Here is a 13,492-nt window from a genome sequence, read left to right on the forward strand (position 1 = left end):
GGGTGGCGTGCATCAGAAGTCCGCCACCAGCGACACGCGCACCGAGCGCCCTGGCTGGCTGTAGGCGTCGATGGTGCTGTTGCCAGCAGCCAGCCCACGCACATCGGCCCAGCGCCAGTACTTCTTGTCGGTGAGGTTGTAGATGCCTGCATTCAGGCGCAGGTCCTTGCGGATGCGCCACTGGCCGCTCAAGTCCAGCGTGGTGTATGCGGGGGTGAGGTACTGCGTGCTGCCCGCAGCGGTGTAGACGTCGTCTGCCTTCTTGGCAGCGCTGTGGGTGGCATCGAGGCGCACATGCCAGGCGGCGGTGTCGTAGCGCACGCCGGCCGTCAAGCGCTGCGGCTCCACCGAGTTGACGGCTCGGCCCGTGTTGGTGTCGCGCCCGCGCGCCTGGCCGTAGGCAAAGGGCGTGCTGATGCGCCCGCCAAGCCAGTCGCCCCAGGCCATGTTGCCCTTGATTTCAAAGCCGTCGATCTTGACGCGGCCCAGGTTGACGGACTGATAGACCACAGGATTGCCAGGCGCACCCGTGCCGCCAACGACCTGCAAGTCCTCAATGAAATCTTTGTAGCGCCCCGTGAAAGCAGCCGCCTCGATGGACAAGGCCTGCAGCCGCCCACGTGCACCCACCTCAAAGTTCTGGCTTTTCTCGGGGCGCAGATTGGGGTTGGGAATGCTCTTGTATCCCTGGGCGGTGTTCTCAAAGAACGCGTTCACCTGCCCGGCATTGGGCGCACGGAAGCCCGCTGCGTAGTTGCCATACAGGCTCCATGCCTCGTTGGCACGGTAGAGCACACCCAGCTTGGGCGATGTGGCGTGGCCCGAGAGCGAGACAGCGTTGGCCGCAAAACCAGCCTGGTCGGCTTTGATGCGGAAGCTGTCGAAACGCACGCCAGGCGTGATGCTCCACGGCCCACGGATGAACTCGTCCTGCACATACAGCGCAGCGCTGCTCTCGGTGGTGTCGGGGAAGCGCTTGAGCGGGAAGGTCTCGCCCGCAGGCGGCGTCACGCCGGTCTGCAGGTTTTCGACCTCTGCGCGGGTGTAGTCCAGCCCGTAGGTGAGCTTTTGCGCCCAGGCGTCGGCGCCCGAGCCCATGCGGATCAGCTTGCTGCCCTGCAGATTGGCCTGCAACGTGCGCTCGTCATAGGTCACATCGCGCACGCGGTCGGCGGCGGTGTTGCGGTCTTCGGTGATGTACTCGCGCGACTGCGCATCCTGGTAGCTGAGCACCGCCTTCACATCGTCGGCCCAGGCTGTGTTCACGCGCCAGTTGCCCTCCCACGTGGCGCGGCTGCGCTGCATGTCGGTGAACGAGGTGGAACCCAGCACCGAGGTGCTGGTGAGCGGCGCCTTGCTGCGGGCGCTCAGCAGCTCATAGTCGGCCGTTTTGTCCACATGCTCCAGCGTGAACACATGGCGCTGACCACCGCCGGGGGTGACCACCACCTTGCCCAGCACCGAGGCGTTCTTGTCCTTTTGCGGGTTGGGCAGCGTGCGGTCCACATTGGCCGCGCTGTTGGTGCCCATGTTCTCCAGCTCGTTGGCGCGGCCCACGTTGGCGCTGATGAGCCACTGCACCGTATCGTTGGTGCGGCCCGCCAGCGTGGCGCCCAGGCGCTTGCCATCGTCATCACCGTCATAGGCCGCACTCACGCGGCCACCCAGGGTTTTGCCGTCCTTCAAAAAGGCGGATGGGTCGGCCGTGATGAAGTTGACCAGCCCGCCCATGCCGTCAGACCCATACAGGGCCGAGGTTGCGCCACGCAGCACCTCGATGCGCTGCAGCAGGCCCACGTCCACATAGTCGCGGCCAAAGGCGTTGGCGCTGAACACATAGCTGCGCGGCAGGCGAATGCCATCGACCAGCATCAGCACCCGGTTGCCCTCCAGGCCCCGGATGTTGAAGCCCGCATTCTGGTCACGCCCCGTGGAGCCGCTGGCCAGCGTGAAGCGCGCAGGCGAGCGCGGCACGGTGATGTTGGGCTGGTCGCGCGCCACATCGCGCAGGTCGCGCACCTGGCCCTCTTCCAGCGCCTGGGCATTGATCACATCAATGCGCATGGGCAGGTCGTCCGGGTTTTGCTCGCTGCGCGTGCTGCTGATAACCACCTCTTTGAGCTGCGGCGTACCACCGGCCTGGGCCAGCAGCTCTTGGCCGTGCACTGCCGACAAGGACGCGACGGTGAGGGCCGCTGCCAGCGCGACCGGCTTGAGGGGGAGCGGAGAACGAAAAAAGGATGCGTGAACGTGCGCCAAAGCGGGCCTCTTCCTGGGTCAAAAATGCGTGACAAGAAGCTGGCTCCGCGTGCAGACCATGCCCCAAGCATGGGGAGGCCTGCGCTGGCTGGCGTGGATGCAATATATTACATGAGAATAATTATCAATACCAACAACTACCCCACGCCCTCCAAGGAACTTGGCACAGCCACCCCATGAAAAAAGCCGGGGCAGCATTGCCACCCCGGCTTTCTGTTCCGCGCTGAAGGCGCCTGATTTGCTACGTTTTCTATAGCTTCTAGCGCTTTATCCATAAGCGCTAGAGCCCAATTTAACTCACATCAAGCTGCCACAGGCATGCGAATCATGTGATCGAACGCGCTGAGCGCTGCCGTGGCCCCGGCACCCGCCGCAATCACGATCTGCTTATACGGCACTGTGGTGCAGTCACCGGCGGCAAACACGCCGGGCACGTTGGTGTGGCCCTTGGCGTCGATCACGATCTCGCCGAACTTGGAGAGTTCGACCGTGCCCTTGAGCCATTCGGTGTTGGGCACCAGGCCGATCTGCACGAACACGCCTTCCAGCGGCACCAGGTGCTCTTCGCCCGTGGCGCGGTCCTTGTACTTCAGGCCGTTCACCTTACCGTCGGCACCGGTGATTTCGGTGGTCTGGGCGTTGGCGTGGATGGTGACGTTGGGCAGGCTCTTGAGCTTGTTGACCAGCACCGCGTCGGCCTTGAGCTGGTCGGCAAACTCGATCAGCGTGACGTGCTGCACGATGCCAGCGAGGTCAATCGCCGCTTCCACGCCCGAGTTGCCGCCACCGATCACCGCAGTGCGCTTGCCCTTGAACAGCGGGCCATCGCAATGAGGGCAGTAGGCCACGCCCTTGTTCTTGTACTCGGCTTCGCCGGGCACGTTCACATTGCGCCAGCGGGCGCCGGTGGACAGGATCACCGTCTTGGACTTGAGCGTGCCGCCGTTGGCCAGTTGCACCTCGATCAGGCCGCCGGGCTGCGCGGCGGGGATGATCTTTTCGGCGCGCTGCAGGTTCATGATGTCCACGTCGTAGGCGCGGGTGTGGGCTTCGAGCGCAGCGGCAAACTTGGGGCCGTCGGTTTCGAGCACCGAGATGTAGTTCTCAATGCCCAGCGTGTCGTTGACCTGGCCGCCAAAGCGCTCGGCGGCCACACCGGTACGGATGCCCTTGCGGGCGGCATACACGGCGGCTGCAGCACCTGCAGGGCCACCGCCGACGATGAGCACGTCATACGCATCCTTGGCGCTGAGCTTGGCGGCTTCGCGGGCTGCGGAGCCGGTGTCGAGCTTGGCGACGATTTCTTCCAGCGTCATGCGGCCCGAGCCAAACAGCTGGCCGTTCAGGAACACCATGGGCACGGCCATGATTTCACGCTCGGTCACTTCGGCCTGGAAGGCGCCGCCTTCGATCACCGTGGTCTTAACCTTGGGATTCAAGATGGCCATGAGCGACAGCGCCTGCACCACGTCCGGGCAGTTGTGGCAGGTCAGGCTCATGTACATCTCGAAATTGAAGTCGCCATCCAGCGCCTTGATCTGGTCGATGACTTCTTGCTCCACCTTAGGTGGGTGGCCGCCGGTCCACAGCAGGGCCAGAACTAACGAGGTGAACTCATGGCCCAGGGGCAAACCGGCAAAGCGCAGGCTGTTGTCGCTGCCCACGCGCTGCAGGCTGAACGATGGCTTGCGGGCGTCGTTGCCATCGGTGCGCAGGGTGATCTTGTCGCTGCGCAGGGACTGGATGGTTTCCAGCAACTCGCGCATTTCGCGGGCGGTGTCGCTGTCGTCCAGAGAAGCCACCAGTTCAAACGGCTGTTGCACGCGTTCCAGATAGGCCGAGAGTTGCGATTTGAGTTGGTCGTCGAGCATGGTGGCTTCCTAAAAATTCGAGTTGTGGTCTTGTAGGTTTAAGGGCAAGCGGCTGTGCTTTCAAGCCTGATTGCCAAATTCCGGGCGAAAAAAAGCCGGACGGCATGGCGTGAACGCCATGGCGCTGTCCGGCTTTGGGGAGCGCGCTGCAGTCGCGCGCTCAGCCGATGCAATGCAGGGCTTAGATCTTGCCGACCAGGTCCAGGGATGGAGCCAGAGTCTTGGCGCCTTCCTTCCACTTGGCGGGGCACACTTGGCCAGGGTTGGCGGCGGTGAACTGGGCAGCCTTGAGCTTGCGCAGGGTTTCCGACACGTCGCGGGCGATTTCGTTGGAATGGATTTCCAGGGTCTTGATCACGCCATCGGGGTTGATCACGAAGGTGCCGCGCAGTGCCAGGCCTTCTTCAGGGATGTGCACGCCAAAAGCGTTGGTCAGGGTGTGCGTTGGGTCGCCGACCAGGGGGAACTTGGCCTTGCCCACGGCGGGGGAGGTTTCGTGCCACACCTTGTGCGAGAAGTGGGTGTCGGTCGTCACGATGTAGACCTCTGCGCCAGCGGCCTGGAAGGCAGCGTAGTTGTCGGCAGCGTCTTCGATTTCGGTGGGGCAGTTGAAAGTGAAAGCGGCAGGCATGAAGATCAGCACGGACCACTTGCCCTTCAGGCTTTCTTCCGTCACGGTGATGAACTCACCCTTGCCATTGCGGTTCACAAAAGCTTCGGTCTTGAAAGGCTGGACTTGCGTATTGATCAGGGACATTGCTGTTTCCTTAAAGGGTTGGTTGACTGAACAGGACTGAAGTCTAGGCGCATTGGAGCCATGCATCCAATTAATTGATTTCATTGAATCAATTGCCTATGACTATTTTATGAAAGAGTATCTGCGCCCCCAAAGGCCCGCGAATGCAAACGGTATTGCGCATCACACGCAGCCAATGCGGGCCAACAGGGGCTTGTGTTGTCAGCGCACTCTCAGGCCCGGCACAATCGCGCATCCACACACAAACAAGGAAGGAGCCCCCATGAAAGGCGACGCACAAGTCATCGCGCACCTGCAGGCGCAACTGAAGAACGAACTCACGGCCATCAACCAGTACTTCCTGCACTACCGCATGCTCAAGCACTGGGGCTTCGACAAGCTGGCCAAGAAGGAATACGAAGAGTCGATTGGCGAGATGAAGCATGCCGACTGGCTGATGGACCGCATCTTCATGCTGGACGGCCTGCCTAACCTGCAAGACCTGGCCAAGCTGCAAGTGGGTGAAGACGTGCCAGAGATCCTGGCCTGCGACCTGCGCGCAGAACAAGGCGCACAAGCCACCATCAAGGAAGGCATTGCCCACTGCGAAAGCGTGCGCGACTATGTCTCGCGCGACCTGCTGCAAAAAATCCTGGACGACACCGAAGAGCACATCGACTTTCTGGAAACCCAGATCGACCTGCTCGACAAGGTGGGCATCCAAAACTACCTGCAGTCGCAAATGGGCGACGCGGACTGACCACACCGGGGCGTGCCTGGCACGACCTCGTTGCGGCACCACCGCACTCTCAACGGGCCCAGGCCCGTTTTTTTTCGCCCAGGCTTGGCCCACGCACCCGCTTTAGGTCGTTGCAATCTTGCGCCAACACAAGCAAATCTTTACAAAATGAATACGAATACTTCTCAATAAAAGTAGAATCGCGGCCCAGCAAGCCAGCATGACCGGAGCCAACCCGGTGAGCAGCCAGCCTTTGAATTGGTTCTGAGAACCACCCCAAACTGGAGCCCCTGCCATGCCGCGCCGCGCACTCTGCACCCATCGTTTTGCCCCACGGGTGCAGCCATGAAAACCGCCCAAGTCGATTGGCGGTACCGCCTCACCATTGCCTCACGCACCCTGGCCGCTGCCGCTGGGGGCTATGCCGTGGCGGCGGGGTTTGCGGCGGCACTGTCGCTGGCGCTGGCACAGGCCATGCCCCGGGTGGATGCGGTGCTCACGGCCACCATGCTGGCCTGGCTGGCCTACGCTGCGGCGGTGGCCTGGGTGTTTTATGCGCGCACCAGTTGGGGCGCCTGGCTGGGCACGCTGGCACCCGCAGCCGTGATGGGCGCCGTGGCCATGGCGCCGCGCTGGCTGGGGGCCGCAGCATGAGCACGATGCCAGCCACCGAGAGCGCCCTGCCCGCACAGGCAGGGGCCAGGGCCAAAGCCAAGACACCGAACGACCGCGAAGGCTTTCGCCAAGCCATGTCGTGGCTGCACACCTGGGCCGGGCTGGTGCTGGGCTGGCTGCTGTTTGCCATCTTCCTCACGGGCACGTTGTCGTTCTTCCGAAACGAGCTGAACCTGTGGACGCACCCCGAGCTGCACGGGCTGCCTGCCACCGCCGCAGACACCGAGACGAACACGGCAGAAAAAGCCCTGGCCGCCCTGCACCGCAGGGTGCCGGATGTGACCCAATGGATCATGCACCTGCCCGACGAGCGCGACCCCGCCGTGAACGTGCTGTGGCGCGACACGGGCAATGGCCGCTTTGAAACCCTGCGCATGAACCCGCAGACGGGCGAGGCGGTGGACATCCGCCAGTCCATGGGGGGCGACTTCTTCTACCGCTTTCACTTTGAGCTGCGCACTGCGCAAAAGGGCCGCTGGACGCTGGAAGGCCGCTGGGTGGTGGGCGTGGCCACGCTGCTCATGTTCATTGCCCTGCTGACCGGGGTGGTCACGCACCGGCGCATCTTCAAAGACTTCTTCACCTTCCGCCCCAGCAAAGGCGGCCAGCGGGCCTGGCTGGATGCGCACAACGTCTCGGGCGTGCTGGTGCTGCCGTTTTACCTGATGATCACTTTCAGCGGGTTGATGATCTTCCACTCGCTGTACCTGCCCAGCGGCATCGCCACGGCGTATGTCGGGGCCGATGGCAAGGTGGACTCGAACACCTACTTTGCCGACCTGCAGGGCGACAAGCCCGAGCGCCGGGCTCGGCGCGACCCAGGGGCCAAGGTCGAGCCCCTGCCGCTGGTGCCCATGGCCACCATCATGGCCGCGGCGCAAAAGCACTGGGAGGGCGGCCGCATTGGCGCCATCCAGGCGCGGCGCGACACCAAGGGCAACCCGGTGGTGGAAGTCACCCGCCACGAGGGCGACCGCCTGCAATACCGCCCGCCCCGCCTGCTGTTTGATGCCACCACCGCACAGCCCATTGCCGAGGCCAATCCCACCAGCGCTGGCATCACCACCTATGGCGTGCTGTATGGGCTGCACCTGGCCCGCTTTGCAGGCACGGGCCTGCGGTGGACGCTGTTTGGCTTTGGCCTGCTGGGCAGTTTGATGATTGCCACCGGCATGGTGCTGTGGTCCGTCAAGCGCAGCGCGCAGGCCCAGCGCAAGAGCACCACCCAGACCCCGCCGCGCCTGCCGCTGGGCGAGCGCCTGGTGGCGGGCCTGAACATTGCCACCCTGGCGGGCCTGCCGCTGGCCTGCGGCGTGTTCCTGGCCGCCAACCGGCTGCTGCCGCTGGCCCTGCCCGATCGCGCCGACACCGAGCTGGCCTGCTTCTTTACCACCTGGGCCCTGGCCCTGGTGTGGGGCCTGTTGTGCCCTCGGCGTATGGGCTGGACCGTGGTGGTGGCCCTGGCCGCTGTGGTGTGGGCCTTGCTGCCCGTGCTCAATGCCTTGACCACATCCGCCCACCTGGGCATCACCTTGCCTGCGGGCGACTGGACCTGGGCGGGGCTGGACCTGGCCTTTTTGGCCACGGGCGCCGTGCTGGGCGCCGTGGCGTGGCACCTGCACCGCCGCCAGCCGACCAAGGCGTCCCCCACCCAACAACGGCCCGCCCGCACCCACACGGCGGCGCCCCAAGCCCCCGCACCAGCGGCGCATGCCCTGCCCAACGCGGCCTCAAAAATCACCGCAGGAACCTGAACCCATGTCTGCCTTCCTGTTTTGCTTTGCGGCCTGGCTGGCCATGGCCCTGGGCATGGACAAACACCACGAAGACGCCTTGGGCCAAGAGGCCGCCGCCGCACGCCTGCGTACGCTGCGCCGCGTGGGCTGGGTCATCTTGCTGGCCTCGTTGTGGCTGGCCACCCGCACGCCAACGGGCGTGCCAGCCTCCATCGGTGTCACGGTGTGGGCCGCAGCCCTGTCGGTGGCGGCCGTGGCGGCCACCGCCACCGTGACCTGGTTGCCCCAGCGCGCCCCCCCACTGGGCGCCACAGCGCTGGCGGCAGGGCTGCTGGCGTACTTCAGCGGGTTTTAGCCCAGCGGGTTGCAACACCCAAGCGGCTTTCACTGCCGCCGTTGACCCATCTCCCAGTGCAGCGCCACCGTGCGCAGGCTGTTGCCTGCGCGGTGGTGCGGCGCCCCTGTGTTTCATCCACTCTCCGTCAGGAATCTCGTATGCGTTCATCCTCCCTATCGCCCGCATTGCGGCACACCGCGCCCTTGGCCCACACCCTCAGCCCACTCGCTGCGGCGGTGCTGTTGCTGGCCTGTGGCTCCGCCCTGGCCCAAGGCACCCCGGCCGACGCCGCAGCCCCCAAGGCGCTGGGCGAAGTCACCATCAAGGCCGCGCCGCAAGACGACACCTACACCCCCACGGCCACCTCCACCGCCACCAAGGGCAGCGCGCCCCTGCGCGATGTGCCACAGGCCGTGAACGTGGTGCCTGCCCAGTTGCTGCGCGACCAGGGCGCCCGTTCGATGGAAGACGCACTGCGCAACGTGCCCGGTGTGGCCATGAGCCACGGCGACGGCCAGCGCGACCAGGTGGTGATTCGCGGCTTCACCGCCATTGCCGACCAGTTTGTGGACGGGGTGCGCGACGACGCGCTGTACTTCCGCGACCTTGCCGACATCAAGCGCATCGAAGTGCTCAAGGGCCCGGCCGCCGTGCTGTATGGGCGCGGGTCTTCGGGCGGCCTCATCAACCGCGTCACCAAAAAGCCGCAGTTTGGCGAGACCTCTGGCGAAGCCTCGGTGGGCGTGGGCAGTTTTGACTATCGCCGCGCCACGGCCGACCTGAACGTGGGCATCAGCGATGCGGCGGCCTTTCGCCTCAATGCCGCCGTGGAAGACTCTGGCAGCTACCGCGACCAGCAGTTTGTGAAGCGCCACAACTTTGCGCCGTCGCTGGCCCTCAAGCTCGCGCCGCAAACCGATTTGCTGCTGCAATACACCCACGCCCGCGACAAGCGCCTGACGGACTTCGGCATCCCGGCGCTGAACGGGCGCCCGGTCAACGTGGCGGCCAGCACCTACTACGGCTCCAGCAACGCCGCGCAGGACGACACCACCACCAGCGCCATGCAGTCGTTCACCGCCACGCTCAACCACCGCTTCAACGACGACTGGTCGGTGCGCAACGTGACGCGCGCCTACGACTACAGCCTGGACCGCTACAACACCCTGCCCGGTGGCACCACCGACCCCGTCGCCATGACGGTGGGCCGCACCCGCGCCTTCATCCTGCGCGATGAGAAGGGTGTGTTCAACCAGACCGATGTGACCTGGCGCAACCAGCTCGGCGGGCTCAAGCAAGAGTGGCTGATGGGCATGGAACTGGGCCAGCAAAAGAAGCGCTCGGAATCCGTCTCGGGCGGGGCCGACCGCGTGTCCATCCTCAACCCCAGCAGGGCGGCACCCGTCATCCCGGCGGCCAACTACAACGCCGACAGCGCCATCCCCAGCCACACCACACAAGACACCGCCGCGCTGTACTGGCAAGACCAGATCACCCTGGCCCCCCAGTGGAAGGCCCTGGTGGGTGCACGCTGGGACGTGTACGGGCAAGAGACGCGTTTTGACCGCAAACTCGCCACGCTCTCGCGCACCGACAAAAAGCTCAGCCCCCGCGCCGGTCTGGTGTGGCAGCCCAGCGATACCGTCTCGTACTACGTGTCGTACAGCAAGTCGTTCCAGCCCTCGGCCGAGGCCTTTGCCCTGGCCACCAACATCACGGCGGCCGAGCCAGAAATCACCCAGAACAAAGAAATTGGCGTGAAGCTGGACTTGCTCGATGGCAAGCTGAACCTGACGGGCGCCCTCTTCAACCTCGAGCGCACCAACATCAAGAACACCGACCCCGCCAACCCATCGCGCCAGATCAACGTGGGCACGCAGCGCACCAATGGCTTTGAGCTGACCGCCAACGGCCGCCTGCCCGGCCGCTGGGATGTGAGCGCAGGCTACGCCTACCTGGACGGCCGCATGACCAAGTCGCTGGCCACCACCACCTCGTCGCAGCTGCCCACCGCCGCCGTGCCAGCCCTGGGCAAGGTGCCCGCCCTCACGCCCCGCAACAGCGCCTTTGCCTGGGTGATGAAGGACCTGGGCCAAGGCCTGCGCCTGGGCGGCGGTGTGAACCATGTGGGTGAACGCTTCACCTCGCTCACCAACCTGGTCACCCTGCCCGCCTACACCACGGTGGATGCGGCCCTGCAATACACGCTGGGCCAGTGGGACCTGGACGTGAACGTGAAGAACCTGGCCAACCGCAAGTACTACGTATCGAGCCACGGCAGCAACGACAACCTGATCCTGCCGGGCTCGCCCCGCGCCCTGCAGGTCACGCTGCGCACGCATTTCTGAAGCCTGGCTTCTGAAACGAAAAAGGCTGGCAGCACCCACGTGCTGCCAGCCTTTTTTTATCCAAATCCCTGATTGGCGAGGTGCCTACGACGCCTTCTCGTCCCCACCCGTTCGGGCTGAGCCCGTCGAAGCCTTGCACGCAGCAAGCCCTGGCTTCGACGGGCTCAGCCCGAACGGGTGGTGTGGTATCCAAGGCAAGTAGCCAATCAAATCAAAATCACCTCCAGCGCTTTACAGATATGCGCTAGCAGCTATTATTTATATAGCAAACAGATGACTCACATGGACTCCAGATGCTGGCGCGCATGCCAACCCGAAAGGTAGCGCTGCACCGCATCGTGCAGGGCCTCCAAGTCCATGCCTTTGACTTTGGTGGTGCTCACCACCAGCTTGTGCTTCTTGGGGCGGTAGGCCACACGGCCCATGTTTTTGTGGGGGGCGTCCAGGTGCGGTGCGTTGGGGTCCAGGTCAAAAGTCATGACCATGTTGGAGCCATTGACCACGGTGGAGGAATAGTCCGCCACCGCCGACCAGGGCACCACCTGCGGCCAGCCCGGCACGCGCATGCCCTCGGCCGTGAGCTGCATCAGCATGACCGACGTGCGGCGCCAGAACCACCAGGCCATGCCACCGAGCCCACCAAAACAGGCCAGGGCAATCATCACCACATCCTGCACACGGGCAAACGACTTGCCCGCTGCGAGGGCCTGGGCGGTGATGGCCACGGCGCTGACCAAAGCCACCAGCGCCATCCCACCAAACAGCCACACATTGCCCCGGCGCTCATACAGGTCCAGCGAGCCTTGCGCTTGCTGCACCGCCTCGGCCAGGTCCTTGCGCACCTGCTCGTTGTGCTCTTGCGCCACGCCTTTGAAGTCATTCAACAGCCGTGCCTGCAGGCCCTGGCTGTCGGCGAACAGTGAGCGCACCCACACCAGCGCCTGCGCATCGGGCTGCACCAGGGCGGCTTGCACCATGGCATCGGTCACGGGGGCGTTCACGGCCTTGGCGCGTTCCAGCGTGGGGGGGTGGGTGTCGGTGGGGTGCACGGTGGCCACTTCGGTGGCGAAGTTGGGGGCCGTCAGGCCCTTGGCCTGCACAGCGTCGTGCAGCATCTGCACCACGTCGCTGCCCACGTCTTGCGGGCGGCGGCCAATCTCATGGAGGACATCGCTCACCACCTCATGCAAGGCCGTCACACGCACCAGCGAGCGGGCGATGGCGTCGCCGCTGACCAGCTTTGCCGCTACCTGATCAGCGGCAAACTCGCGCTCGCGGCTCCAGTGCTTCACCGCCAGGTCAAAGCGCTCCAGCAGGTATTCGATGAACGAGGTGGCGGGCAGGTCCATCCACGGGCTGCTGTCCTCGCGCCCATAAATGGCGTGCAGGCTGGCCACCAGCCGCTGGTAGATGGGCGAGAACTGCAGGCTGTAGGCCGTGTCAGCCCCGGCAAAGTGGCCCAGCTCGTGGGCCAGGATGGCGCTGATCTCATCGCGCTGCAGCAGCGACAGGTAGGTGAGCGGCAGGTACATCGTCTCGCCCGTGAGCTGCTGGCCGCTGGGCACCAGGCGCATGGCATGGGCCGTGACGTAAAAGCCATCGGTCAACCCCACCACCAGGTGGGCAGGGGCGGCGGCACCGGCGCCCTGGGCCAGGGTGTCCACATAGGCCCACAGCGCGGGGGCCTCCTGGCGCGACACGGTCACGCCCATCACTTCGCTGGGCTCGTCGTGCAGCTCTTGCAGCGACTTGTACAGCGCGCGCAGCAGCGTCACGCCGCACCACAGCACCGTGCCCGCCAGGATCAAGATGAGCGCCTGGAACTTCATCTCGCCCTTGCCTGCATGGCCCAGGATCACCACCTGGTACGCCACGCCCAGGCGCACCACCAGCAAGCCCCCCACGGTGGCCAGCAGCAGGCCCATGTGCACCGTGAGGTAGGTGGGCAGCAGGTTGCGCCAACGGGCAAACTGCACCATCAACGCATCGCGCGACTGCAAGGCCCGGCGGCCTGCGGCGTTGACGCCCCACAGCCCTGCCAGCGCCACCAGGGACGCCAGCACACCCATCACCATGGTCACGATGCTGGCCGGGCGCACCACCGACGCCACCTGGTCATGGGCTTCGCTGTCGCCCTTGGTGCTTTTGGCGATCTGCTGCAGCTTGAGCGATGCAGAGAAACCGCTGTACTTTTGCCCATCGATGGTGAGTGAGGCGCGCGGGTTCTCGGCCAGTGCGGCCTGGGCCTGCGCCACCTCTTGCAGCAGTTGTAGCTGCGCTGGAGACAAAGCCGGGTGCTGGTACTGGCGGTACTCCCACAACCCGATGCCAGACAGCAGCAAGGGAATGCACACCGCCCACAGCACCAGCTGTGCGCTGCTGGGCAAGCGGTTCCAGGCCTTGCGGAATTTTTGACCCAATGAAGATGCCATAGTGATTTGAATCGTTGGTTTGAATGGACAGGTAGGGCGTGGCCCAGAGGGTGCGCAAAGCGCACAGTGCTGAGCGCACAAGGGCTGCCTCCTCCGCAACCCCGCGTGGTGGGCACCTTCCCAGGCGCCACCACGTCAAGCGGGCCGATTCTGCCGCCGCACAAGGCCGCAGCGCACAGCCCGCGCAACCAAGAAGCAACCGTTTGTGTATTTGTGCACGAAGGGGCGTGCGCATCGCATTGCCTGTCACCGCCCTGGCTTTCATGCCATGCACCACAGCTGTAACAAACATGACTTATGCGTTGTTTAAATTGGTAACAGCGGCTGCCAGAAAGTCACCGTCATCCTCTTCGATCAAT

At 64.5% G+C, this 13,492-nt stretch carries 9 protein-coding genes; 5 read left to right on the forward strand and 4 right to left on the reverse strand.

Features of this window, described 5'->3' with window-relative positions; translation table 11 throughout:
* Positions 1-12: 12 nt before the first annotated feature.
* The 3 genes from CLU88_RS09005 to ahpC all read right to left on the reverse strand — a co-directional run bounded on the left by CLU88_RS09005 (position 13) and on the right by ahpC (position 4,887).
* Entirely contained in the window at positions 13-2,259 is a 2,247-nt protein-coding gene (locus CLU88_RS09005; protein WP_099656292.1) for a TonB-dependent hemoglobin/transferrin/lactoferrin family receptor, read from the reverse strand.
* 302 nt (positions 2,260-2,561) lie between these two features.
* Entirely contained in the window at positions 2,562-4,130 is a 1,569-nt protein-coding gene (ahpF, locus tag CLU88_RS09010) for an alkyl hydroperoxide reductase subunit F (protein ID WP_099656293.1), read from the reverse strand.
* A gap of 181 nt (positions 4,131-4,311) precedes the next feature.
* Positions 4,312-4,887 (reverse strand): alkyl hydroperoxide reductase subunit C, encoded by a 576-nt coding sequence (ahpC, locus tag CLU88_RS09015; protein ID WP_099656294.1) that lies wholly within the window; start codon positions 4,885-4,887, stop codon positions 4,312-4,314.
* A gap of 262 nt (positions 4,888-5,149) precedes the next feature.
* Between ahpC and bfr the strand changes: the two genes are divergently transcribed.
* From bfr to CLU88_RS09040, 5 genes are all read left to right on the forward strand, one after another.
* Complete coding sequence (gene bfr, locus CLU88_RS09020) at positions 5,150-5,626, forward strand: bacterioferritin (protein ID WP_099656295.1); 477 nt, start codon at positions 5,150-5,152, stop codon at positions 5,624-5,626.
* A gap of 324 nt (positions 5,627-5,950) precedes the next feature.
* Positions 5,951-6,259, forward strand: a complete 309-nt coding sequence (locus tag CLU88_RS09025; protein ID WP_099656296.1) for a DUF3649 domain-containing protein — start codon at positions 5,951-5,953, stop codon at positions 6,257-6,259.
* Between the two features lie 5 nt (positions 6,260-6,264).
* Positions 6,265-8,034: a PepSY-associated TM helix domain-containing protein gene (locus CLU88_RS09030; protein ID WP_099658753.1), complete on the forward strand. Its 1,770-nt coding sequence runs from the start codon at positions 6,265-6,267 to the stop codon at positions 8,032-8,034.
* A gap of 4 nt (positions 8,035-8,038) precedes the next feature.
* Positions 8,039-8,371, forward strand: a complete 333-nt coding sequence (locus tag CLU88_RS09035; RefSeq protein WP_099656297.1) for a DUF3325 domain-containing protein — start codon at positions 8,039-8,041, stop codon at positions 8,369-8,371.
* 140 nt (positions 8,372-8,511) lie between these two features.
* Positions 8,512-10,701 (forward strand): TonB-dependent siderophore receptor, encoded by a 2,190-nt coding sequence (locus tag CLU88_RS09040; protein WP_099656298.1) that lies wholly within the window; start codon positions 8,512-8,514, stop codon positions 10,699-10,701.
* A gap of 278 nt (positions 10,702-10,979) precedes the next feature.
* Here CLU88_RS09040 and CLU88_RS09045 read toward each other — a convergent pair whose 3' ends face one another.
* Positions 10,980-13,133: a M48 family metallopeptidase gene (locus tag CLU88_RS09045; protein WP_099656299.1), complete on the reverse strand. Its 2,154-nt coding sequence runs from the start codon at positions 13,131-13,133 to the stop codon at positions 10,980-10,982.
* Positions 13,134-13,492 lie beyond the last annotated feature (359 nt).

Source organism: Acidovorax sp. 56, assembly GCF_002749705.1.
Taxonomy (GTDB): domain Bacteria; phylum Pseudomonadota; class Gammaproteobacteria; order Burkholderiales; family Burkholderiaceae_C; genus Acidovorax.